Genomic DNA, 22,401 nt, shown 5'->3' on the forward strand with positions numbered 1-22,401 from the left:
ACGGCACTTCGATACGACGTCGCCCGATGCCAGCCGGCTACTCCGTCTATCAGGCCAACAGCAAGGTTCGGCGCGTGAAGGCGCCCATATTTCAGGAGATATCGCTGATGCTGAACATCACTCCCAGCGGCCTCGCGGCCGACCTTCAGGCCCGCGCGAAGTCGGGCAAGCCGATCCGCGTCGGACTGATCGGGTCCGGAGAAATGGGCACCGACATCGTCACCCAGGTGCTGCAGATGGAGGGACTCGAGATCGGCGCAATCGCCGATCTGCGTGTCGATGCGGCGTGCGCGGCGGTACGTGTAGCCCGGCAGGCGGACGAGGGATATAGCGTGGTCGAAAACGGCAGCGGCATATCGCGCGCCATCGAAGCGGGTTCGATCGCGATCACACAGGACGCAACCGCCATCTGCACGCATGACCAGATCGACGTGGTGATCGACGCGACGGGCAAGCCCGCCGTCGGCGCGCAGATCGGCCTGCTCGCGATGGAGCACGGCAAGCATCTCGTGATGATGAACGTCGAAGCCGATGTGACGATCGGCGCGTATCTGCGCCGCGAAGCAGAACGGCTCGGCGTGGTCTACACGCTGGGCGCAGGCGACGAGCCAAGCTCGACCATCGAACTGATCGACTTCGTCAGCGCGCTCGGTTATCCGATCGTGGCGGCCGGCAAGGGCAAGAACAATCCCCTCAACATCGATGCGACACCCGACGAGTACGCCGCCGAAGCGAAACAGCGCAACATGAATCCGCGCATGCTGGTCGAATTCGTCGACGGCTCGAAGACGGCGGTGGAAATGGCGGCGATCGGCAACGCGACCGGCCTCATTCCCGACGTGCCGGGCATGCATGGCCCGTCGGCGACGCTCGACCAGTTGCAGGACGTGCTGTGCCCGGTCGCGGACGGCGGCATTCTCAGCCGCAAGGGCGTGGTCGATTACACCATCGGCAAGGGCGTCGCGCCGGGCGTGTTCGTAGTCGCGGAACTGGCGCATCCCCGTCTGCGCGAGCGCATGCACGACCTCAAGCTCGGCAAAGGCCCGTACTACACGTTCTATCGTCCGTATCACCTGACGAGCCTCGAAGTGCCGCTCAGTTGCGCCCGCTCGGTGCTCTATGGCAAGGCCGACATGCAGCCGCTGCCGATTCCCGTGGTCGAAGTCTGCGCGGTGGCAAAGCGTGATCTGAAGCCCGGCGAGCAACTGGATGCCATCGGCGAATACACGTCTCGGGCGTGGGCGCTGGCCGCCGACGATGCCTTCGCCAAAGACGCGCTGCCGTGTGGCCTGCTCGAAGGCGGCACGGTGAAGCAGCCCATCAAGCGCGGCGAACTGCTCACGCGCCAGAACTGCGCCGTCGATGCCAGTGCAGCCATCGTGCGCCTGCGCCAGTTGCAGGACGAGATGGTGATGGGCGCGCGCCGCGCCGCCGCCTAACAGGAGCCGGCCATGGGATATGTAGAAGACAAGGTCGTCGGCATGCCTGAGGTGTTCCGGCGCATTGAAGCGCCGATGCTGCGCGACGCGCTGCGAAAAATGATCCTCGTGCGCCGCTTCGAGGAAAGCGCGGAGCAGGCCTACATGCGCGGGCTGATCCACGGCACGATGCATCTGTCGATCGGGCAGGAAGCGTCGGCCATCGGCATGACGCTGCTGCTCAACGACGACGACTACATCACGTCGACGCATCGCGGCCACGGCCATTGCATCGGCAAAGGCGCGGACCCGAAGCGGATGTTCGCCGAGTTCTTCGGCAAGGAGACCGGCTACTGTCACGGACGCGGCGGCTCGATGCATATCGCCGATGTGAGCCGCGGCAATCTCGGCGCGAACGGCATTGTCGGCGGCGGGCTGCCTATTGCCGTGGGTGCCGCGTTGTCCATCAAGCGGCAGAAGCGCGACTCGGTGGTGGTGTGCTTTTTCGGCGATGGCGCCAACAACGAAGGCGCGTTTCACGAATCGCTGAACTTCGCGTCGATCTGGAAGCTGCCTGTGATCTTCGTGTGCGAGAACAACCGCTATGGCATGTCGATGTCGGTGGAACGCTCGACGGCCGTCGGCCATATCGCGCAGCGCGCCGCCGCATACGACATGCCCGGCGTGACAGTCGACGGCAACCGTCTGTGCGACGTGCTCGAAGCGGCAGAAACGGCTATCGCGCGGGCGCGCGCCGGCAGCGGCCCGATGCTGGTGGAATGCGAGACGTATCGGCTGCGCGGGCATTCGAAGAGCGACCGCAATCGCTATCGCACGCGCGAGGAGATCGACGCATGGGGCGCGCGCGATCCCATCGCGATCTACGAACAGCAACTGCTGGAGCACGGACTGATCGACACGGCCACCGTCGAGGCAATGCGCAAGGACGTCGAAGCGGAGATCGCCTCGGGGCTGGAGTTTGCGCAGGACAGCCCCGCGCCGGACATCGACGATCTCACGCGCGATGTCTACACCTTGAATCACGAAATGGCACAACGGGGACACCAGCCATGAGTCTCGAGCGCGAACTGACCTACGCACAGGCGATCAACGAGGCGCTCGCCATTGCGCTCGAACGCGATGAGCGCGTGTTTCTGATGGGCGAAGACATCGGCGTATATGGCGGCGCTTTCCAGGTAACGGGCGATCTCTATCAGCGCTTCGGCGCGGACCGCGTGATGGACACGCCGATTGCCGAACTGGCGGGCGCCGGTATCGCCGTGGGCGCGGCGATGACGGGATCGCGGCCCATCTACGAATTCCAGTTCTCGGACTTCGCCACGCTCGCGATGGAGCAGATCGTCAATCAGGCCGCGAAGATGCGATATATGCTGGGTGGCAACGTGTCGGTGCCGGTGGTGATGCGCTTTCCCGCAGGCTCGGGCACGGGTGCCGCGGCGCAACACAGCCAGAGTCTGGAAGCATGGTTTGCGCACGTGCCCGGCCTGAAGGTGATCCAGCCGAGCACGCCACACGACGCGAAAGGCCTGCTGCTCGCAGCCCTCGAAGACCCGGATCCCGTGATGATCTTCGAGCACAAGCTGCTCTACAAGAGCAAGGGCGTCGTGCCCGAGGGCTATTACGTCGAACCGCTGGGCAAGGCCGCGATTCGCCGCGAGGGACGCGACGTGACGATCGTCGCCACGTCGATCATGGCGATCCGCGCGCTGGAAGCGGCGCAAGCGCTCGCGGACGAAGGCATCGACGCGGAAGTGATCGACCTGCGCAGCATCCGTCCCATCGATCGCGAAGCGATCATCAGCAGCGTGTGCAAGACCTCGCGGCTCGTGTGCGTGTACGAAGGTGTCCAGCAATTGGGAATCGGCGCGGAGATCGCGGCGATCATCAGCGAAGGCGACGCGTTCGATGCGCTGGATGCGCCCATCGTGCGGCTGGGCGGTGCGGACTGCCCGCTGCCGTACAACCCGCAACTGGAAAAGGCCGCCGTACCGCAAGTCGACGACATCGCGGACGCCGTGCGTCGTCTGGTCGGCGGGAGGATCTGAGATGCCTACCGAGGTCATTCTGCCGCGCGTCGATATGGACATGACGGAAGGCTCGATCACCGCCTGGTACGCAAAAGAAGGCGACACGGTCAAACAGGGCGACCCGCTGTTCGACATCGAGACCAGCAAGGCCACGATGGAGATCGAAGCGCCTGCTTCGGGCGTGGTGCGGAGGATCAGCGCGGCGGCGGGCGATACGGTGCCAGTCGGCACGGTGATCGGCTGGATCTATGCAGCAGGGGAAGCTGTGCAGGACGCGCCTGATGCGCCGCTGGCGGCGCGCGCGGAGCAAGCGACCGGTGTGCCGACTGCCGCCGTGACGCCGCTCTCACGCAGCAACAACGCAGAACGCAGCGCGCCCGCCCGTCTGCGCGCCACACCCGCCGCGCGTCGCGTCGCGCGCGAGCATCACGTCCGGCTGGATCAGATCGGCGGAACCGGGCCGCTCGGCAGAATCGTGGAACACGATGTGCAGTCGTTCTTGCAGAGTCTGACCGCGCAGCGGGCGTCCGCAGCTTCGGCTTCGGCTGCAGCCCTGGCTTGCGCCGCAGTGGCGGTCGCCCCCTCGCCTTCCGCGCCCCTCAACCGCATCTGGCTGCAGCACGGCCGTACCGCGACGCTCGTACTCGTGCATGGCTTCGCTGCCGAGTCGAACGGCTGGCGCCCACTCTTCAACGCGATGCGGCAGGCGTCGCTGCTGCCCGATATCGGTGTGCTGGCAATCGATTTGCCGGGTCACGGCAAATCGCCCGACGACGATGCAGGCTCGTTCGAGCGCATGATTCAGGCAGTCGAAGCCACGCTGACACAGGAACAGGTCGATCATTTCCACCTCGTGGCGCATTCGTTGGGCGGCGCCATTGCGGTGGGCTTGACGGCACAGACCGGGCTGGACGTCAGGTCGCTCACGTTGCTCGCACCAGCGGGATTCGGTGAAAGTTGCAACTGGGCCTTCATCCACGGCTTGACGACGGACACGGGCGGCGCGACCCTGAAACCCTGGCTGCAGGAACTGGTGCACGATACGAGCTTCATCGACGATGCGTTCGTCGCGACTGCCGCGCAGCAGCTTGGCCGCGCGGAGCGCCGGGCAACGCTGGGACGCATCGCGGAGTTGCTATTCCGCGACGGCCGGCAGCAACTCGACATGCGGCAGGCGCTGGCGGAACTGGAGATCCCTGTGCGCGTCGTCTGGGGCAAGGAGGACAGCATCCTGCCCGTGACGCACGCCGACCGTCTGTGCGGCGCAGTCGCGCAGCATCGGCTGACGGGCGTGGGACACCTGCCGCAGGTCGAAGCGGTGAAGGACGTAGCGAGAATCGTGAGCGCGCAACTCATGACGCAATGCACACTACAGCCCAGATCGCAGTCCGCGTCGCAGTTCGCGAGTTAGATGCCGAAACACATGGATAACGTTTTCCCCGATACACGGCGCCGGGCATGCACGGTTAAGTAGCGCAGAGGTTCAACAGCCGGGCGCAAGGCACGACCGGCATCCGTCGCGCGCGGCCATCCGGCGCGGCAAGGAGACATGCAATGGAACTCGTTCGACTCGGACTGCTCCTGCTGGCGCTCATGTGGGCCTGCCAGCTCGTCGCCGCCTGGCTGCAGATGCGCTACTACCGGACCGTCGTGCGGCGCACGGCGGGGCAATGGACCAGCGGCTTTCTCGGCGCAAGCTCGTTCAAACCCAGGCTCGGGCCGGGCGCGATTGCCATCGTCGTCATCGACAACGAATCGCGCGTGTGCGAAGCGCTCAGCATGTCCGGCCTCTCCGTCTTCGCACGCTTCAGGAAACTCGGCGATCTGGCGGGCAGCCCGCTTTCCGAATTCAAGCAGCGCCTCTCCACGTCTGCGCTCAAACCCGGCGTCAAGCAGGCGTTAGGCAGCGCATTCGATGTCGCCTGCCGCACGGCAAGCGAGCGTCAACAGGCATCGACGAAAGTCGCAATGGCAGATTAGTAGCGCACGCAACAGGTTTGCAAGGCAACGATACAGAAGGGCAAGGCAGTCCATACACATAATCGTCGTTGTTGTAGTCCATCTCAGGAGAGCAACATGAATCCCTTGGATTTTCTTACGCATGCCGCCGAAGCATTTATCGCGGTGTTCAATGCGGGCGGCAAGACTTTCGTCGGCTTCGTGACGGGCATCTTGCCGACGCTGATCGTGTTGTTGACAGCCGTGTACACGATCATCGCGCTAGTAGGTGAACAACGCATTCAGGGTCTCGCGCGCTTTCTGTCGAAGAACATCATCACCCGTTACACGCTGCTTCCGCTGCTCGCCATGTTCTTCCTGACCAATCCGATGGCCTATACCTTCGGCGTGTTTCTCGAAGAAAAACACAAGCCGGCTTTCTATGATTCAGCCGTCTCGCTCTGTCACCCGATCACCGGTCTTTTCCCACACTGTAATCCCGGCGAACTGTTCGTCTGGCTCGGCGTGGCGGCCGGCATCAACAAGCTCGCGGAGACGCACGCCGCACCGTTCTCCTTACCGAAACTCGCGTTGTTCTATCTGGGCGTCGGCCTCTTCGTGAATCTGCTGAAGGGCGTCGTGACGGAAGCGATCACCCGCATGATCGCCAAGCGTGAAGGACTCAAGCTCTGAACCGCACGACAACGCATCGGAGGAGACAATCATGGACACACGTACTTTTCGCGCCGTGCGGGTTCAGCGAGGACCGAACGGCTGGGGCGGCCCGCTCGTCATCACGCCGACGTTCGAGCGCAACAAGATCGTCGCCGTGACGGGCGGCGACATTCCGAAACTCGCCCACCGGCTCGCCGAGATGACGGGCGGCACCGTGGTGGATGGCTTTCGTAATCCACCGCTCGAATCCGAAATCGCTGCCGTCGTGATCGATTGCGGTGGCACCGCGCGTTGCGGCGTGTATCCGCGCAAGCGCATCCCGACCATCAACCTCAGCCCCGTCGGTCAATCCGGCCCGCTCGCGCAGTTCATCACGGAAGACATCTATGTATCGGGTGTCGAACTGGACGGCCTGCAAACCGTCGATGACGAAACGGCAGCCAGCGCCAACCGTCTGAGCGAACCGGCGATTGCCGCTTCGGATTTCGGTGCGGCGGCCTCTGCCACGGCCTCGACGACAGCCGCCGATACCGGGCATTCGGGCGGCCTGGTCGGCGTGATCACATCGATTGGCCGCAGCATGGGCGGCGTGGTCAACATCCTGTTCAACAGCGGCCGCAAGTCCATCGACACCGTAATCCGCAACGTCCTGCCCTTCATGGCTTTCGTGACGATGCTGATCGGCATCATCAACTCGACGGGGATCGGCCTCGGGCTGGCACACGTGCTGTCGCCGCTGGCTGGCAATATCATTGGTCTGGTGGTGCTGTCGGCGATTTGCGGGCTGCCGTTTCTGTCGCCCGTGCTCGGCCCCGGCGCCGTGATCGCGCAGGTGATCGGCGCGGCCATCATCGGCCCGGCCATCGGCAACGGCACGATTCCGCCGCATATGGCCCTGCCCGCCCTGTTCGCCTATGACACGCAGGTCGGCTGCGACTTCGTGCCTGTCGGCATGGCGCTCGGCGAGGCCAAGCCGGATACGATCAGGATCGGTGTGCCTGCCGTGCTGATCAGCCGGCAGATCATGGGGCCGGTCTCGGTTCTGATTGCGTGGGTGGTGAGTTTTGCTCTTTGATCCATTTTTCGGGAAGCACAATGAACTATTACAAGACCGTTATTTCGTCGATCGGAGAAGAAGTGCAATCGCTGCTCGAAGGTGGCGTGCTGATCCTGTATTCCGATGGCGCGCCGCCTGAGCTTGCGGAAGTGTCCGTGCTGCATCGCGTGGAGCAGGCCAGTCGCGACGTGCCGCGCATCGGCTCGCTGCTGCGCATCGGCGAGGATTCCGCCGTCGTGACGGCCGTCGGCCCGACTGCCTGGAACAAGGTCAGCGAACTCGGCCACGTCGTGATCAACTTCAACGGCGCGCAGAACGCCGAACGTCCCGGCGAAATCTGCGTCACCGAAATCGACCACGAGCGGCTGTTCGACGGCATGAAGGCGGGCACCGTGATCGAGATCGTCGACGCCTGACACACACGGCAATCCGCTGAGCGACACTTCATTGAATCCAGATAAGGGCACGTCATGTTGGAAACACCTGTCGTCGTCAAGGTCCATGAAGGGCTTCACGCCCGTCCCGCCACGCAGTTCGCCAAGCTGGCGAAGGGCTTTTCCTGCTCGCTGGCCATCGGTCGCGGAGAAACCTGGACGGATGCAAAAAGCGCGGTCAAGCTGATGCTGCTAGGCGTGAAGCAGAACGAACGCATCGTGCTGCGGGCCGAAGGCGAAGACGAGCGCGAAGCGATGGGCCGCCTGGCGGAGTTTCTGGCTGATGAGACCATTGCGGCGCCCGCTTCTTCAGACTCGGGCAGCACGGGCTCTGTCGCGTCCCACAACGCCCAGCCGGTGCGGGGCGATGCCGCCAATGAAAGCCTCTCTGCGGTGCAAGGCCAATCGCTCAAAGGCATCGCGGCAAGCGAAGGACTCGCGTTCGGCAATACCTTCGCCTATTTCCGCGAGGAGATCGTGGCGGACCGTCAGTTCGTCGCGCCGCATGAAGTGGAGGACGAGCTGAGTCGCTTCGGCACGGCACTGGAAGACACGCTGCGCGCGATGCTCGCGCCGCGCGCCGATGCGGGCGAACATGAAGAGATCTTTGCCGCCATCGCGGACGTCGCACGCAGCGACGACTTCGCCGGCGCGATTCGCGCGCTGGTTGCCTCGCGCTGGAGTGCTGAAGCCGCCACGCTCAAGTGCGGCATGGATCTGGCCATCGCGTTCGCGACGTTGCCCGACGAATATCTGCGCAGCCGCGCCGATGATATTCGCGGCCTTACGCGCTCGATTGCGGCCACGTTGCTCGGCAAGCAGCAGAGTTCACTGGGCGATCTGCCCGGCCCGTGCATCGTCGTTGCCGAAGATCTGTCCGCGCCCGATCTGGCGCGCGCCGATCTGGCGAACATTCTCGGCATTGTCTGCACCTCGGGAAGCGCCACTTCACACGTTGCCATCATCGCGCGCACGCACGGCATTCCCGCGATTCTCGGCGTGGCCGCAGATCGCGACGCGCTGCGGGCGGCATCGCGCGCGGCCATCGACGGTTGCAGCGGCGAAGTGTGGCTCGATCATGCGCCCGAACTCGAACGCTCGATGTCGAAGCGGCTCGAAGCGCAGCGCGAAGTGGACGTGGCCCTGCTCGCCTATCGCGATGTCGAGCCGCAAACGCAGGGCGGACGCAAGATCCAGGTGGCGGCGAATCTGGGTTCGCTGGCAGAAATCGAAGCGGCGCAGCGCGTGGGCGCGATGGGTGTCGGTCTGTTCCGCACCGAGTTGCTGTTCCTCGATCAACGGTGCGTGCCGTCGGAAGACGAACAATACGAGGCCTACGCCACGCTGGCGCGCGCGTTCGCGCCGCAGCCCGTCATCATCCGCACGCTGGATGCGGGCGCCGACAAGCCGCTGCCCGGCATCCGCTTTCCCGAAGAAGAAAACCCGTTTCTTGGCTGGCGCGGCATCCGTATGTGTCTGGACTGCCCGGAGATTTTCGAGCCGCAATTGCGCGCGCTGCTGCGCGCCGCCGTGCACGGCAACCTCTGGGTGATGATCCCGATGGTGGACGACGTCGAGGAAGTACGCCGCGTCAAGTCGATGCTGGCTCGTCTTTCTGCGGAACTGACTACACGCGGCATCGCGCACGCGCAGCCCAAACTCGGGATCATGATCGAAACACCCGCCGCCGTGCTGATCGCCGACGATCTCGCGAAAGAAGTCGAATTCTTCTCGATCGGTACGAACGATCTGACGCAGTACATCATGGCCGTCGATCGCATGAATCCGCAGCTCGCATCGCTGTATCGCACGGACCATCCTGCTGTTCTGAAGGCGATCCGCATGGTGTGCGATGCGGCGCACCGCGCGAACATCAGCGTGGGCGTGTGCGGCGAAGCGGCGTCGCGTCCCGACATGATTCCGACGCTGGTGAGGCTCGGCGTCGATGAACTCAGCATGAGTCCATCGGCGATACTGCGCGCGAAGAAGGTCATCACGGAAATCGCCGGAGAGCGGCGGGACGCTGCGTAGTACACACGTCTTGAAACACGGTGCACGGGCGTTGCCTGGACAGGCCCGCTTTCGATTACGCGTCCGCTGCCGGATCGTAAGGCACCACTTCTTCCCGTTCATCGGGCCGGTTCCTCGCCACCACCGCGCGCGCCGGCTCCGTCATGCTCAGATTGAACGGCTGATGCGGCACGCCGGGAGGAATAAACAGAAAATCCCCCGCTTCCGTGATCACCGATTCACGCAAGCCCGGCCCATAGCGCGTTTCGACGCGCCCTTCCAGCACGTAGAGTCCCGTCTCGTAGCCGATGTGGATGTGCGGCTCGGCGTGACCGCCTGGCGGGACCACGACGAGATGCATCGACAGCCCTGTCGACCCCGCCGTGCCCGATGAAATCCCCACGAAATAAGGCAAGCGCTGCGCCGTGGCGATTTCCCTGTCGGGACGCACGAGAACGGGTTGCGCGAGTACGCGTTGTGATTCGTCTTCCATATACGACTCTCCTGGTTCGGTGAGGCGCTGCATCCACACAGATTCTATGCTGGACAGCATGCGTGCACCGGCTGATCGCGTCTTCTCGTGAAGCATTCACTGAACTCGTGACCTGGCCGTATCGAAGACTTGTTGTCGGTGTATAAGAGTCGAACGCATCGACGACCTCAACGGAGCCCTTGAACATGAACAAACGTGAGTTCCTGACCAGCGCCGTTGCCATCGGTGCCGGTGTCACGCCCGCCTTCGGCGCCACGAATGCGAAGTCTGCTGCGTGCGCGGCGGCGCCTGCCATCCTCACGATATGCGGCGCGGTCAAGCGCACGAATCGCGGGCCGCTCGATCCTGAATTCGATCCGCTGATGAGCAAGCACCTGGTCAAGTTCACCTCGGCCTATACGTTCGATTTTCCGACGCTCGCCGGCATGCCCGCCGTCACGATCCGCCCGACCATCGAATACGACGCTAAGCCGCATACGCTGAGCGGTCCGCTGCTCGCCAGTGTGCTCGAACAGGCGGGCGCACCGAACGCCGGTGACACGAAAGTTTCGCTGCGCGCCGTGGATGGCTACGCGGTCCAAACCACGCTCGACAACATTCGCGCGTGGCACTTCATCGTCGCGACGCAGATGGACGGCAAGCCGATGCCGCTAGGCGGTCTCGGCCCGCTCTGGGCGATCTACGACGCGGACAAGATTCCCGAGCTTGCGACCAAGCCGCTGAAGGACCGCTTCGTATTGAGTCCGTGGGGTCTTTATCAGATCCAGGTCTCGGACACGTAAGCGCCTGGCGGCAACGTCTGTTCACGCCGCCGCGCGCCGCGTCTGCGCCAGCGCGAGCGCGAGCCGCGCACCGACCTCCGCGTTGTGCCTGATCAGCGCGACGTTGGTTGCGAGACTGCGGCCATCCGTCAGCGCCTTGATGCGGCCGAGCAGGAACGGCGTCACGGCCTTGCCGGTGATGCCTTGCGCGGCGGCATCGGCGAGTGCGTGTTCGGTCCACGCGTCGATCTCATCGGACGGCATCGCGGCGGCTTGCGGCACGGGCGTGCTCAGCAGCACACCACCCGCCAGTCCGAGATCCCATTTGGTGCGAATGAAACGGGCCTGCTCGTTCGGATCGTCGAGTCTGAAATCGGCACGAAAGCCGCTGTCGCGCGTGTAGAACGCGGCGAAGTTGTCCTGCTCGCAACTCAGCACGGGCACGCCATGCGTCTCCAGATATTCGAGCGTCAGGCCGATATCGAGGATCGACTTCGCGCCCGCGCACACCACGGCAACAGAGGTCTTCGCCAGTTCCTGAAGGTCGGCCGAAATGTCGAAGGTTTCGGATGCGCCGCGATGCACGCCGCCGATGCCGCCCGTCACGAACACTTCGATGCCCGCCAGCGCCGCGCAGATCATCGTCCCCGCGACCGTGGTCGCGCCCAGTTCGCCGCTTGCGAGCACGGCGGGCAGATCGCGGCGGCTGACCTTGTGCACCTTGTCGGAGCGCGCGATCAGTTCGAGTTCGTCGTCGGATAAACCGATGCGGATACGTCCGTCTATCAGCGCGATCGTCGCGGGTTCTGCGCCGAGACCGCGAATGGTCGCTTCGACGTCGCGCGCCGTGCGCACGTTGTCGGGATACGGCATGCCATGCGCGATGATGGTCGACTCCAGCGCCACGACAGGCTTGCCAGTGCGAAGCGCCGCCTCCACGGGCGCGCTGAAGGTCAACCACGAGCGTGCGGTATTCGTATCCATGCCGTTGTGTTCCGCGATGTGATGCGCTCCAGTATGCAGCAGAAAACGCGCGCCACACGACGATGCGGTATCGATGCCATTTCGATGCCGAAAAACCGGTAGCCGCGCCCTTCGGATCGCCATGCAACGCGTTGACGCATATCATCATGATTCCGTCATCACGTTAGGTGCTGGCGACGGAAAGAAAAGCACAGCCGTTCATGTGTCTGACATCGAAGTCGGCCGGGAGGTGCCATGCAGCCGTTAAGCGCTATCAATCTGCTCCAGTCGAAGGAAGGTTCGCGTCTTCATGGCCCGGATCTCGCGCGTTGGCGCCGCTGGGGTCCGTATCTGAGCGACCGCCAGTGGGGCACCGTGCGCGAGGACTACAGCGAATACGGCACGGCCTGGGAATATTTTCCGCACGATCACGCGCGCAGCCGCATGTACCGCTGGGGCGAAGACGGCATTGGAGGATTCGGCAACGATCCGCTCGACTGGTGCGTGTCGCTGGCGCTCTGGAATGGCCGCGACAGGATCATCAAGGAACGGCTGTTCGGGCTGACGAACGCACAGGGCAATCACGGCGAGGACGTGAAAGAACTGTACTTTTACGTCGATGGCACGCCGACGCACTCGTACATGAAGATGCTCTACAAGTATCCTCATGAAGCGTATCCGTATCAGGATCTGATCGACGAAAACGCGCGGCGCGGCGCGGATCAGCCCGAATACGAAGTGCTCGATACAGGCGTGTTCGACGACAACCGCTATTTCGACGTGTGGATCGAATACGCGAAGCACACACCCGACGACATCGTGATGCGTGTGACGGTCGAAAACCGCGCGGACCGGCAAGCCGTGCTGCATCTGCTACCGCAGTTCTGGGCGCGCAATCGCTGGGCATGGTCGGGCAAGCCCGGCAAGCCTTCGTTGACATTGGAGAATGATGCAGCCGAAGGCGCACGCGTGATCGCGCGTAATCCCGCGCTCGGCACGACGATCGTCACGGCATCGGCGCCACAGCCTGTCGAGTGGATCTTCTGCGAAAACGACACTAACGTACGGCGCATTTTCGGCATCGAAGGCGAAGGGCCGTTCAAGGATGGTTTCAACGATTACCTCGTCGATGGCGATGAGCGCGCGATACGCCGCGACCGTGGCACGCGGGCCGCTGCGCATACGGTGATTGAACTCGGCGCACATGAACAGTCGGTGATGTATCTGCGCTGGCGTGCCGAATCTGCCGCGGAGTCCACGCCGCTCGATATGCCGGCGCTATTCGCGCGCCGCATCGCAGAAGCCGACGAATTCTACGCGGCGCTTCAGCACGATATCGCCGACGCCGACGCGCGGCTCGTCCAGCGTCAGGCGCTCGCGGGCATGCTGTGGAGCAAGCAGTACTACCAGTTCGACGTGACCCGCTGGCACGACGGCGACCCTGGCCAGCCCACGCCGCCGAAAGATCGCAGGCGTGGCCGCAATGCCGACTGGCGGCACATGTGCAACGGCGACATTGTCTCGATGCCGGACAAGTGGGAGTACCCGTGGTACGCCTCGTGGGATCTCGCGTTTCACGCGGTGGCCTTCGCGATCGTCGATCCCGACTTCGCGAAGAAGCAACTCCAGTTGCTCGTGAAAGAACGCTACATGCATCCCAACGGGCAACTGCCCGCCTACGAATGGGCCTTCGGGGACGCCAATCCGCCCGTGCATGCGTGGGCCACGTGGCGCGTCTACGAACTCGACCGCGAGATCACCGGCAAAGGCGATCACGAGTTTCTCGAAGTGATGTTCCACAAGCTGCTGCTCAATTTCTCGTGGTGGGTCAACCGCAAGGACGCCGACGATCGCAACATCTTCCAGGGCGGCTTTCTGGGCCTCGACAACATCGGTATCTTCGATCGCTCGTCGCCATTGCCGACGGGTGGACGCATCGATCAGGCCGACGGCACCGCGTGGATGGCATCGTATGCACTCGATCTGATGCAGATCGGCCTCGAACTCGCGATGACCAACACCGCGTACGTGGAAATCGCCGTGAAGTTCTTCGAGCACTTTCTGTATATCGCGGAAGCCGTCAGTTGCGGCGAGGTCTGCAATACAGGGCTATGGGACGGACGCGACGAATTCTTCTATGACGTACTGCATCTTCCCGATGGCACACGCGTACCGATGCGTATCCGCTCGATTGTCGGCCTGATCCCGCTGTTTGCCGTGCATGTGCTCGATGAACAGGTGCATGGTCATCTGCCGGGATTGCGCGAGCGTCTCGCGTGGTTCCTCGATCATCGGCCCAATCTGGCCAAACTGGTATCGCGCTGGACAGAGCCTGGTAAAGCCAATACCTCGCTGCTCTCGCTGTTGCGCGGTCATCGAATGAAAGCACTGCTCAGGCGCGCACTCGATGAAAACGAATTTCTTTCCAGCTATGGCGTGCGGGCGCTGTCGCGCGTGCATCTGAATGAGCCTTATGTATTCGATCGCGATGATGTGCATGTGTGCATCGAATACCAGCCCGCCGAATCGGAGTCGCGCGTGTTCGGCGGCAACTCGAACTGGCGCGGACCGATATGGCTGCCCGTCAACTATCTGCTGATCGAATCGCTGTATGAATTTCATCGCTATTACGGCGACGAATTCCGCATCGAGCATCCAACGGGATCAGGTCATTGTGCGTCGCTCAGCGAAGTGGCCGACGATCTCGCACAGCGCGTCACCACGCTCTTTACGAAGAACGAGCAAGGCGTGCGCCCCGTGATGGCTGCGTACCCGATGCTGCAGGCGGACCCGCGTTCGCAGGATCTCATTCTGTTCCATGAGTACTTTCATGGCGACAACGGACGCGGTGTCGGCGCTTCGCATCAGACGGGCTGGACGGGACTCGTCGCGTTGCTGTTGCAGCCTCGCATGATGCGGCTGTCGCATGTCACGCCTCATGCACAACCCGTTGCTGCGCAACAGCCGGAAGACGCGATGGCAGCTGCAATGGGACGTTAGCGCATTCACTTGACGGATCGAGGAGTCGCAGATGGCTACGGAATCTCCCCCCGGCGAACTCGGCGCGAAGGCGCCGCCGTTTTCACTGCCCGCAACCGATGGCCGCACCTATACGCTCGACAACGTGCGCCGCCCGCTCGGGCTGGTGGTCATCTTCATGTGCAACCATTGTCCGTATGTGAAGGCGGCGTTGCCGCGCATCGTGCGCGATGCGCAGGATCTGGCGAAGCTGGACATCGGCGTGGTCGGCATCAATGCGAACGACAGCAGCGCCTACCCCGAAGATTCATTCGAGAGCATGGTCGCGCTTTCCGCCGAATGGCAGTTGCCCTTTCCATATCTGCACGATGCGTCGCAGCAGGTCGCGCGGGCCTATGGCGCCGTGTGCACACCGGAATTCTATGGCTTCGATGGCGGCCTGCTGTTGCGTTATCGCGGCAGACTCGATGCGTCGCGCAAAGATCCCATGCCCGACGCGCACCGCGAACTGTTCGACGCCATGCAGCAAATCGCGCAAACGGGCCGTGGGCCGGATACGCAATATCCGGCGCTGGGTTGTTCGATCAAATGGAAAACGGCCTGAGACCTCAGTCGTCGTGTCTTCTTCTTGCCAAAGTTGCGACTCGCAACTATAGTGGCGACATGGTAGTTGCGAGTCGCAACCACTATGCCACCGCTAAGCAAGGACAGGAAAGACCGTGGATATCGTCGATACACCCATTCAATCGCGCGACAGCACCATCCTCGAACTGCGCGAGTTCTCCCGCAAGCTCGTGCGCGAACTGGGCTTCATGCGTTCGACGCTGGCGGAAAGCGACCTCGCACCGTCGGCGGTGCACGCCATTCTCGAGATTGGCGCGACGCCGGGCATGCAGGCACGCGATCTCGCGCATCTGTTGCGACTGGACAAATCCAACGCGAGCCGGCAGATCGCCAGGCTGGAAGCTGCGGGCCTGGTCGAACGCACCGCATCGAGCGATGACGCGCGTTCGTCGGAGCTTTATCTGACCAAAGCGGGTCAGCAGTTGCGCAAGCAGATCGACAAGTTCGCCACCGAGCAGGTATCGAGCGCGCTGCGCAAGCTAGCGCCGTCCGATCAGCAGGCGCTCGTGCGCGCGCTGTCGCTGTACGCAAGCGCACTCGCGCAAGACAACGACGCGAAGGAAACGCAGCCGCCCGTTACACCGCAAACGCAGATCGTGGAAGGCTATCGGCCGGGCTGTATCGGCGACGTTGCGAGTCTGCATGCACGCTACTACTCGGCGCATTCGGGCTTTGGCGTGTACTTCGAAAAGCTGGTCGCCAGCGGACTCGCCGACTTCGCGGAACTGCTGCCCGATGAAAACCGCCAACTGTGGCTCGTCTACGATAACGGACGCACGCTGGCCTCGCTCGCTATCGACGGCAATGCGCAGACACGCGTCGCGCATCTGCGCTGGTTCATCGTCGACGATTCGCTGCGCGGTTCCGGTATCGGCAGGCAGTTGATGACGCGCGCAATGGCATTCGTCGATGAACGGTTCGACGAAACGTATCTGTGGACCTTCAAGGGACTCGATGCCGCGCGGCATCTTTATGAAGCGTTCGGTTTTCAGCTTGCCGAAGAGGCGCAAGGCACGCAATGGGGCAAAGTCGTCGTCGAGCAGCGCTTCGTGCGGGGCAAGGCACTGAACGCACCTGAAGCACCGCCGAAAAAACGCCGCGCTAAAGCAGGTTAAAGCGCGCGAGTTCTTCTGACAGCGCATCGGCACTGGTGAACTTGTACGCATGCAGTCCGGCATCGATTGCGCCCGTCACGTTCGCATCGGAGTCGTCGATAAAGAGCGTCGCGCCCGCGTCGACGCCAAGCTGACGCACGCAGCCCAGATAAGCTCGCGCCGCGGGCTTCGCCGCGCCGAACGCCGCCGAAGGATACACATGTGCGCCGAATAGCTGCGCGACGGGCGGATTCAGATAGCCGATGTGATCGGTGACGAGACGGCAGTTGTTGGTCAGCACGGCGATCGCGTGACGATCCGCGACGCGTGCGGCTACCGCGAGTGTTGCGTCGTTCGGTGTGATCGATGCGTGGCGCGCCGTTAGCCAGGCATTGCGGCTCACTACGCAGCCGAGCATGTCGCCGAGTTCTCGCAAGTATTGGTCGTCGGTGATCTGGCCGGAATCGGCGCGTGCTTCGAGGCCCGAATCCCAGATTGCATGCCGTACGGCTTCAGGCGTTGCGCCCGTCAATTGCGCCATGCGTTCGGTGCGTGCCGCGCGATCGTAGTGCGACAGCACGCCTTCCATGTCGAACAGAACGAGCTTGATCGATGACGTCATGGCGCGGACTCCGCTTCAATGCACGACGCCCTCATTGTGCCTTGATGCGCTCACCGCCTGGCAGTTTTCAAAAATGCACCGCCGCCAAATACCCCATCAGACGAAATTCAGTTCGATACTGCCGAGCGGGCCGTAATCGACATGAAACCTGTCGCCCGCGCGTGCCGGAATCGGACTCGTGAACGAGCCGCTGAGAATGACATCGTCCGCATTCAGCATTTCGTCGTAAGGCGCGATCTTGTTGGCGAGCCACGCGACACCCGTCGCCGGGTGATTCAACACGGCAGCCGCGAGACCGCTCTCTTCGACTGCACCGTTCTTGTACAGCAGCGCGCCGACCCAGCGCAGATCGACGTCCGCGGGACGCACAGGGTGGCCGCCCGTCACGATGCCCGCATTCGCGGCGAAGTCGGAGATCGTGTCGAAGACCTTGCGCGGCGCTTTCGTCTCGCGGTCGAACTGTTCGATCCGCGCGTCGATGATTTCGACAGCGGGCGTCACATACGCTGTCGCGTCGAGCACGTCTTCGAGCGTCACGTCGGGCCCTTTCAGCGGACGCGCGAGCACGAAGGCCAGTTCCACTTCGACACGCGGCGCAATGAAGCGGTCGGCACGGACGTCCTGACCGTTCTCGATGAACATATAGTCGAGCAGCGGCGCGAAGTCCGGTTCGTCGATCTGCGACGAACGCTGCATCGCACGCGACGTCAGGCCGATCTTGCGGCCCTTGATCACGTGCCCTGCGGCGAGTTTCATCTTGACCCATTCGCGCTGGATCGCGTAGCCGTCCTCGATCGTCATCTCGGGATAGGCTGCGGAAAAATGCCGCAACTGCGTGCGGGTTTTTTCGGCCTGATCGAGTTTTGCAGCGAGTTCGCGGATCGTGGTCTGGTCTAGCATGATGCGTTCCGATAGTGCCGGCTCAGCCTTTGAGCCGTGCGTGCAGATTGTTGTGCTTCCAGGTGCCCGCTTCGCTGAACTCGTTGATTTCCAGCGAAAGGGCCAGCCCGTGTCGATCGAATGCATCGGCGAAGTGCTGTTTGATGATGTCGAATAGCGCATCGCCCGTGGCTTGCTTTGCGTGCTCAGAACGGCCCGCGCCGATCTTCAGGTTCGCGTGCAGGAACGCTGCTTCGGGGTTGCCGTCGGCGATAAAAAACTGTTCGCAGCGCAGCGCACGCACGCGGATGCCGCCAAGCGGAAAGACACGTTGATCGTTTTCGCGTTGCGCATCGAGACATTGCGCGAGCTTGCGGCAAAGCATTGCAATGCTCTTTTCATCCGCCAGATTGGCGCTGTATTCGAGCGTGAGATGTGGCACGTCAAGTCTCCTTTGAACGAATCGGGCCGTTACGCGGGCAGCGGTGTGACAGGAAAGATCGCATTGATCTGCCCCGTTCCCGAACTGCCGAAATAAGGCGTCACCACTTCTGCCTTGCCTTCATAGCGATCCCAACCGAGCGCGCCGAGCAGCATCGCCGTGTCGTGCATGCCGCCCTCGCCCCAGCACTTTTCGTTGTAGAGCGGCAGCATCGCGCAAAAGGTTTTCCAGTCGCCCTTTTCCCACAGCGACACGACATGCCGGTCCGTCTGTTCGAGAAACGGATCCCACACCTTGTGCATGAACTGTTCAGCCGTGCCGTTGTTCGCGAAGTGATGACTGAGCGAGCCGCTGGCGAGAATCGCCACCGTGCCGTCGTAACGCTCTTCGATGGCCTTGCGCACGGCCAGCCCGAAGCGCGCACTGGTCGGCAGGTCGTGCCACATGCACCAGCCCGCAATCGAGACCGTCTTGAAGCGCTGATCCGCGTTCATGTAGCGCATCGGCACCAGCGTGCCGTACTCGAGTTCGAGCGAAGTCTCGCTATGCGCGCGGCTTTTCACGCCCATTTCGTTTGCGGTTTCGGCGATCAGCTTCCCCAACTGCACATTGCCGGGATACGCGTACGCCATGTTGTTGATGAAATGCGGCAACTCATTGCTCGTGTAAGTGCCTGCAAATGCCGGAGCGCAATTGATGTGATATTCGCTATTGACCAGCCAGTGCACGTCGAACACGACGATCGTATCGACGCCCAGTTCGCGGCAACGGCGGGCAATTTCATAATGTCCGTCGATCGCCGCCTGACGGCAGCCCTTGTGCGGTCCGTCCAGTTCCGACAGATACATCGAAGGCACATGGGTCACTTTTGCGGCCAATGCGAGCTTGCCCATCGCGAACTCCTTTCCCTTGCGGATTGCCGATACGCGTGTCGTGCGGTGAAGTCAGACGCCCCAGCGCGGAATGTGATGCGAACCCAGCGACACGCATACGTTCTTCGGTTCGAGAAACACTTCATAGCTCCACGTGCCGCCTTCGCGCCCGACGCCCGAAGCCTTGGTGCCACCAAACGGCTGACGCAGATCGCGCACGTTCTGGCTGTTCACGAAGCACATGCCCGCTTCGATCGCCGCTGCCACGCGATGCGCACGGCCCGTGTTCTCCGTCCACACGTAACTCGAAAGACCATATGACACGTCGTTCGCGAGGCGGATCGCTTCTGCTTCGTCATCGAAGGGAATCAGGCATGCGACGGGTCCGAAGATCTCTTCCTGCGCAATCCGCATGCGGTTATCGACATCGACGAATACCGTCGGTGTAACGAAATTGCCTTGTTTCAGGGCATCGGGCAGCGACGGCGCATCGAGTCCGCCGCACGCGAGCGTCGCGCCTTCTTTCGGACCGAGTTCGATATAGCTGCGCACTTTCGCGAGATGCGCCTGACTGATCATCGGGCCGACGATGGTCTGCTCGCTCAACGGATCGCCGACACTCAAACGCTTCGCGCGCTCGATAAAACGCTCCGCGAACTTCGCGTAGATCGACTTCTGCACCAGAATGCGCGAGCCTGCCGTGCAACGCTCGCCGTTGTTCGAAAAGATCATGAACACGGCAGCATCGAGCGCGCGTTCGAAATCGGCATCGTCGAAAATCACGAAGGGCGACTTGCCGCCCAGTTCCATCGAAAACTTTTTCAGCCCCGCTGTCTTGACGATACGATTGCCCGTCGCCGTCGAACCGGTAAACGAAATGGCGTGCACATCAGGATGCGCAACGAGCGGTTCGCCCGTGTCTTTGCCATAACCATGCACGACATTCAGCACGCCCGCCGGAATGCCCGCTTCCAGTGCGAGATTGCCGAGCATCGAAGCCGTCAGCGGCGATAGCTCGCTCATCTTCAGCACTGCCGTATTGCCGAACGCAAGACACGGCGCGACTTTCCATGTCGCCGTCATGAACGGCACGTTCCACGGCGAAATCAGCGCACACACGCCGACAGGATGAAACAGTGTGTAGTTCAGATGCGAATCGGTCGGATAGGTGTGGCCATCAACACGCGTGCACATCTCGGCGAAATACGTGAAGTTGTCGGCGGCACGCGGCACGAGTTGCTTGCGCGTCTGCGAAATGGTTTGCCCCGTGTCGCGTGTTTCCGTATCCGAGAGTTCGGGCACATTCTTCGCAATCAGTTCACCGAGCTTGCGCACGAGTTTCGCGCGCTCGGCAGCAGGCTTTGCGGCCCACGCGGGGAACGCGTCTTTCGCGGCGCGCACGGCGGCATCGACATCTTCCGCCGTACCGCTTGCCACTTCGGCGAGCACTTCCTGCGTGGCAGGATTGATGGTTTCGAAGTAATCGCGCGCGGTCTTCTGCTTGCCGTTGATCAGATGTTCAATTCGCATGGCTTGTCCTGTCGGTTCACTCGCGATTGAAGTCCGCGTCGGAGACGATGACGTTGACGAGACGGCCGAGGCCATCGATTTCGCAGACGACTTCATCGCCCGCGTTCACGTTGACGACGCCTTCGGGTGTGCCCGTCAGAATGATGTCGCCGGGCGCGAGCGTCATGAAGCTGCTGAGGTATTCGATCAGCGCGGGAATGTCCGTCACCAGATCGCGTGTGTTGCCCTGCTGATGCAGCGCGCCGTTCACGTAGGTGCGCAGTTCGAGCTGCGCGACATCGGCGATGTCTGCGGCATCGACGAACCAGGGGCCGAGCACCGTGCCGCCATCGCGATTCTTCACGCGCAGATTGGGCCGGTAGTAGTTCTCCAGATAATCGCGGATCGCGTAGTCGTTCGCGATCATGTAGCCCGCGACGTACTGCATCGCATCGGCACGCGACACTTCTTTCGCGGGACGGCCAATCACCACGGCGAGTTCGCACTCGTAGTGCATGAAGGTCGCATCCGATGGCCGCCGCGTGACACCGCGATGACCGATCACACTACCTGCGCCTTTCAGAAACACGAGCGGCTCTTCCTGCTTCGAAAACTGCAGTTCTTTTGCGTGCTCCGCGTAATTCAGGCCGAGCGCGAAGATAGTGCCGGTTTCTATGGGCGCGAGCCACACGACTTCGTCTTCACGGCAGATGCGGCCATCGGCGAGACGTACTCCACGTTCATGCGGATACGCTTCGTGAATCGCGCCTGAGTAGGCAACACGGCCGCGCATCATCGCGGGTCTCCTGGTTGTGCGGTCAACGAGAAACGCAACGGCGGCCAGTCGCCGATGCCGACGCTGATCTCGTCGCCTGCCTGCGCGACGGGCGCGCCGTGCGGCACGCCCAGCGTGAGCACGTCGCCGGGGGCGAGCGTCATGAAGTCGGTGACATCGGCGATCAGATGCGCGACGTCGCGGATCGACGTCGACGTGCTGGCGATGAACGGTTCTTTTCCTTCGACGCTGATTGCGATGGAAAGCGCATTGGGATCGCTCACGTGCCGACGCGCAACGACCGTTGGACCCATCACGCAGAAGCCGTCGCGCGCGCGAAACCGCACCGACGGCCGATAAACGCTTTCGTGCGGCACGCACAGGTCCGCGACGATCGTGAATCCCGCGACGTAAGACAGTGCATGTTCTGCACTCACGCGGCACGCCGTACGCCCCATGACGATGCCTAGCGATCCACCCACCTGCACGCCTTGCGCATCGTTCGGCACCACGACGCGGGTGCGATGACCCGCGTGCGTGTTGCGCGGCTTCACATACAGCACGGGCGCTTTCGGCGGCGCCTTGTACGGCGCGGCGTGCACGGCCTCGCCGAGTGCCGCGAGCGCTGCGCGGTCGTTCAGCAACGTGCCATACACGGCGCCCTGCACAGGCGGCCTGCACGCCGCGCCGCCCGCGAGCAGCGCGCGCACGGCACTTGCATCGGCATCGCGTGCAAGCGGCTCGGCTTCGAGATGAATCAGGTGATCGTCGAGTGCGAACATGAGCTGCGGCATCCGTCATTCACTAA

The 22,401-nt window shown here is 62.7% G+C and carries 22 protein-coding genes; 13 read left to right on the forward strand and 9 right to left on the reverse strand.

Features of this window, described 5'->3' with window-relative positions:
- Positions 1–26 precede the first annotated feature (26 nt).
- The 9 genes from DK391_RS17460 to ptsP all read left to right on the forward strand — a co-directional run bounded on the left by DK391_RS17460 (position 27) and on the right by ptsP (position 9,601).
- Positions 27–1,439 (forward strand): SAF domain-containing protein, encoded by a 1,413-nt coding sequence (locus DK391_RS17460; protein WP_275426827.1) that lies wholly within the window; start codon positions 27–29, stop codon positions 1,437–1,439.
- Positions 1,440–1,451: 12 nt separating this feature from the next.
- The gene (locus DK391_RS17465; RefSeq protein ID WP_109479226.1) at positions 1,452–2,492 is read left to right on the forward strand and encodes a thiamine pyrophosphate-dependent dehydrogenase E1 component subunit alpha; all 1,041 of its coding nucleotides are present in this window, start codon (positions 1,452–1,454) and stop codon (positions 2,490–2,492) included.
- Positions 2,489–3,484 carry an alpha-ketoacid dehydrogenase subunit beta gene (locus tag DK391_RS17470; RefSeq protein WP_109479227.1) on the forward strand — a complete coding sequence of 332 codons (996 nt, stop codon included), beginning with the start codon at positions 2,489–2,491 and terminating at the stop codon, positions 3,482–3,484. The genes DK391_RS17465 and DK391_RS17470 overlap by 4 nt, the downstream gene beginning before the upstream one ends.
- Before the next feature lies 1 nt (position 3,485).
- Positions 3,486–4,877 (forward strand): acetoin dehydrogenase dihydrolipoyllysine-residue acetyltransferase subunit, encoded by a 1,392-nt coding sequence (locus DK391_RS17475; protein WP_109479228.1) that lies wholly within the window; start codon positions 3,486–3,488, stop codon positions 4,875–4,877.
- A 143-nt stretch (positions 4,878–5,020) separates the two neighbouring features.
- Complete coding sequence (locus tag DK391_RS17480; RefSeq protein ID WP_109479229.1) at positions 5,021–5,446, forward strand: transcriptional regulator GutM; 426 nt, start codon at positions 5,021–5,023, stop codon at positions 5,444–5,446.
- 96 nt (positions 5,447–5,542) lie between these two features.
- Complete coding sequence (locus tag DK391_RS17485) at positions 5,543–6,097, forward strand: PTS glucitol/sorbitol transporter subunit IIC (protein ID WP_204117385.1); 555 nt, start codon at positions 5,543–5,545, stop codon at positions 6,095–6,097.
- 31 nt (positions 6,098–6,128) lie between these two features.
- Entirely contained in the window at positions 6,129–7,154 is a 1,026-nt protein-coding gene (locus DK391_RS17490; RefSeq protein ID WP_109479230.1) for a PTS glucitol/sorbitol transporter subunit IIB, read from the forward strand.
- 20 nt (positions 7,155–7,174) lie between these two features.
- Positions 7,175–7,552, forward strand: a complete 378-nt coding sequence (locus DK391_RS17495; protein WP_109479231.1) for a PTS glucitol/sorbitol transporter subunit IIA — start codon at positions 7,175–7,177, stop codon at positions 7,550–7,552.
- Positions 7,553–7,606: 54 nt separating this feature from the next.
- The gene (gene ptsP, locus DK391_RS17500; protein WP_204117386.1) at positions 7,607–9,601 is read left to right on the forward strand and encodes a phosphoenolpyruvate--protein phosphotransferase; all 1,995 of its coding nucleotides are present in this window, start codon (positions 7,607–7,609) and stop codon (positions 9,599–9,601) included.
- 55 nt (positions 9,602–9,656) lie between these two features.
- On the opposite strand, the gene DK391_RS17505 is transcribed toward ptsP, so the two are convergent.
- Positions 9,657–10,073, reverse strand: a complete 417-nt coding sequence (locus DK391_RS17505) for a cupin domain-containing protein (RefSeq protein WP_109479232.1) — start codon at positions 10,071–10,073, stop codon at positions 9,657–9,659.
- Positions 10,074–10,258: 185 nt separating this feature from the next.
- Here DK391_RS17505 and DK391_RS17510 point away from each other — a divergent pair, with 185 nt between their 5' ends.
- Positions 10,259–10,855 (forward strand): molybdopterin-dependent oxidoreductase, encoded by a 597-nt coding sequence (locus DK391_RS17510; RefSeq protein ID WP_109479233.1) that lies wholly within the window; start codon positions 10,259–10,261, stop codon positions 10,853–10,855.
- Positions 10,856–10,876: 21 nt separating this feature from the next.
- Here the strand turns inward: DK391_RS17510 and DK391_RS17515 are convergent, their stop codons facing one another.
- A complete protein-coding gene (locus DK391_RS17515) occupies positions 10,877–11,818 on the reverse strand; it encodes a pseudouridine-5'-phosphate glycosidase (RefSeq protein WP_109479280.1) in 942 nt (313 codons plus the stop codon).
- A gap of 234 nt (positions 11,819–12,052) precedes the next feature.
- On the opposite strand from DK391_RS17515, the gene DK391_RS17520 reads away from it, so the two are divergent.
- The 3 genes from DK391_RS17520 (at position 12,053) to DK391_RS17530 (ending at position 16,515) form a co-directional block, all read left to right on the forward strand.
- Positions 12,053–14,797, forward strand: a complete 2,745-nt coding sequence (locus DK391_RS17520) for a glucosidase (protein WP_109479234.1) — start codon at positions 12,053–12,055, stop codon at positions 14,795–14,797.
- Between the two features lie 31 nt (positions 14,798–14,828).
- Positions 14,829–15,380: a thioredoxin family protein gene (locus DK391_RS17525; RefSeq protein ID WP_109479235.1), complete on the forward strand. Its 552-nt coding sequence runs from the start codon at positions 14,829–14,831 to the stop codon at positions 15,378–15,380.
- Positions 15,381–15,495: 115 nt separating this feature from the next.
- Entirely contained in the window at positions 15,496–16,515 is a 1,020-nt protein-coding gene (locus DK391_RS17530) for a helix-turn-helix domain-containing GNAT family N-acetyltransferase (RefSeq protein WP_109479236.1), read from the forward strand.
- On the opposite strand, the gene DK391_RS17535 is transcribed toward DK391_RS17530, so the two are convergent.
- The 7 genes from DK391_RS17535 to DK391_RS17565 all read right to left on the reverse strand — a co-directional run bounded on the left by DK391_RS17535 (position 16,502) and on the right by DK391_RS17565 (position 22,375).
- Positions 16,502–17,116, reverse strand: coding sequence for an HAD-IA family hydrolase (locus DK391_RS17535; RefSeq protein ID WP_109479237.1), 615 nt, complete (start codon positions 17,114–17,116; stop codon positions 16,502–16,504). The genes DK391_RS17530 and DK391_RS17535 overlap by 14 nt on opposite strands.
- 96 nt (positions 17,117–17,212) lie before the next feature.
- Positions 17,213–18,016 (reverse strand): 2-oxo-hept-4-ene-1,7-dioate hydratase, encoded by an 804-nt coding sequence (hpaH, locus tag DK391_RS17540; protein ID WP_109479238.1) that lies wholly within the window; start codon positions 18,014–18,016, stop codon positions 17,213–17,215.
- 22 nt (positions 18,017–18,038) lie between these two features.
- Entirely contained in the window at positions 18,039–18,437 is a 399-nt protein-coding gene (locus DK391_RS17545; protein WP_109479239.1) for a 5-carboxymethyl-2-hydroxymuconate Delta-isomerase, read from the reverse strand.
- A 29-nt stretch (positions 18,438–18,466) separates the two neighbouring features.
- Positions 18,467–19,330: a 3,4-dihydroxyphenylacetate 2,3-dioxygenase gene (gene hpaD / locus DK391_RS17550; RefSeq protein ID WP_109479240.1), complete on the reverse strand. Its 864-nt coding sequence runs from the start codon at positions 19,328–19,330 to the stop codon at positions 18,467–18,469.
- 51 nt (positions 19,331–19,381) lie between these two features.
- Positions 19,382–20,839 (reverse strand): 5-carboxymethyl-2-hydroxymuconate semialdehyde dehydrogenase, encoded by a 1,458-nt coding sequence (hpaE, locus tag DK391_RS17555; protein WP_109479241.1) that lies wholly within the window; start codon positions 20,837–20,839, stop codon positions 19,382–19,384.
- Between the two features lie 16 nt (positions 20,840–20,855).
- Positions 20,856–21,614 (reverse strand): fumarylacetoacetate hydrolase family protein, encoded by a 759-nt coding sequence (locus tag DK391_RS17560; protein WP_109479242.1) that lies wholly within the window; start codon positions 21,612–21,614, stop codon positions 20,856–20,858.
- Complete coding sequence (locus tag DK391_RS17565; RefSeq protein ID WP_109479281.1) at positions 21,611–22,375, reverse strand: fumarylacetoacetate hydrolase family protein; 765 nt, start codon at positions 22,373–22,375, stop codon at positions 21,611–21,613. The genes DK391_RS17560 and DK391_RS17565 overlap by 4 nt, the downstream gene beginning before the upstream one ends.
- Positions 22,376–22,401: the final 26 nt, after the last annotated feature.

Source organism: Paraburkholderia sp. C35, assembly GCF_003121405.1.
Classification (GTDB): domain Bacteria; phylum Pseudomonadota; class Gammaproteobacteria; order Burkholderiales; family Burkholderiaceae; genus Paraburkholderia.

Excerpts from the sequence above, each read along its gene's own strand:
- DK391_RS17525 (WP_109479235.1), top strand. The coding sequence starts at position 14,829 with ATGGCTACGGAATCTCCCCCCGGCGAACTCGGCGCGAAGGCGCCGCCG.
- DK391_RS17515 (WP_109479280.1), bottom strand. The coding sequence starts at position 11,818 with ATGGATACGAATACCGCACGCTCGTGGTTGACCTTCAGCGCGCCCGTG.
- DK391_RS17490 (WP_109479230.1), top strand. The coding sequence starts at position 6,129 with ATGGACACACGTACTTTTCGCGCCGTGCGGGTTCAGCGAGGACCGAAC.
- DK391_RS17475 (WP_109479228.1), top strand. The coding sequence starts at position 3,486 with ATGCCTACCGAGGTCATTCTGCCGCGCGTCGATATGGACATGACGGAA.
- hpaD (WP_109479240.1), bottom strand. The coding sequence starts at position 19,330 with ATGGGCAAGCTCGCATTGGCCGCAAAAGTGACCCATGTGCCTTCGATG.
- DK391_RS17485 (WP_204117385.1), top strand. The coding sequence starts at position 5,543 with ATGAATCCCTTGGATTTTCTTACGCATGCCGCCGAAGCATTTATCGCG.
- DK391_RS17505 (WP_109479232.1), bottom strand. The coding sequence starts at position 10,073 with ATGGAAGACGAATCACAACGCGTACTCGCGCAACCCGTTCTCGTGCGT.
- DK391_RS17460 (WP_275426827.1), top strand. The coding sequence starts at position 27 with ATGCCAGCCGGCTACTCCGTCTATCAGGCCAACAGCAAGGTTCGGCGC.
- DK391_RS17565 (WP_109479281.1), bottom strand. The coding sequence starts at position 22,375 with ATGTTCGCACTCGACGATCACCTGATTCATCTCGAAGCCGAGCCGCTT.
- hpaH (WP_109479238.1), bottom strand. The coding sequence starts at position 18,016 with ATGCTAGACCAGACCACGATCCGCGAACTCGCTGCAAAACTCGATCAG.
- DK391_RS17470 (WP_109479227.1), top strand. The coding sequence starts at position 2,489 with ATGAGTCTCGAGCGCGAACTGACCTACGCACAGGCGATCAACGAGGCG.
- DK391_RS17510 (WP_109479233.1), top strand. The coding sequence starts at position 10,259 with ATGAACAAACGTGAGTTCCTGACCAGCGCCGTTGCCATCGGTGCCGGT.
- DK391_RS17480 (WP_109479229.1), top strand. The coding sequence starts at position 5,021 with ATGGAACTCGTTCGACTCGGACTGCTCCTGCTGGCGCTCATGTGGGCC.
- DK391_RS17520 (WP_109479234.1), top strand. The coding sequence starts at position 12,053 with ATGCAGCCGTTAAGCGCTATCAATCTGCTCCAGTCGAAGGAAGGTTCG.
- DK391_RS17465 (WP_109479226.1), top strand. The coding sequence starts at position 1,452 with ATGGGATATGTAGAAGACAAGGTCGTCGGCATGCCTGAGGTGTTCCGG.
- DK391_RS17535 (WP_109479237.1), bottom strand. The coding sequence starts at position 17,116 with ATGACGTCATCGATCAAGCTCGTTCTGTTCGACATGGAAGGCGTGCTG.
- DK391_RS17560 (WP_109479242.1), bottom strand. The coding sequence starts at position 21,614 with ATGATGCGCGGCCGTGTTGCCTACTCAGGCGCGATTCACGAAGCGTAT.
- hpaE (WP_109479241.1), bottom strand. The coding sequence starts at position 20,839 with ATGCGAATTGAACATCTGATCAACGGCAAGCAGAAGACCGCGCGCGAT.
- ptsP (WP_204117386.1), top strand. The coding sequence starts at position 7,607 with ATGTTGGAAACACCTGTCGTCGTCAAGGTCCATGAAGGGCTTCACGCC.
- DK391_RS17495 (WP_109479231.1), top strand. The coding sequence starts at position 7,175 with ATGAACTATTACAAGACCGTTATTTCGTCGATCGGAGAAGAAGTGCAA.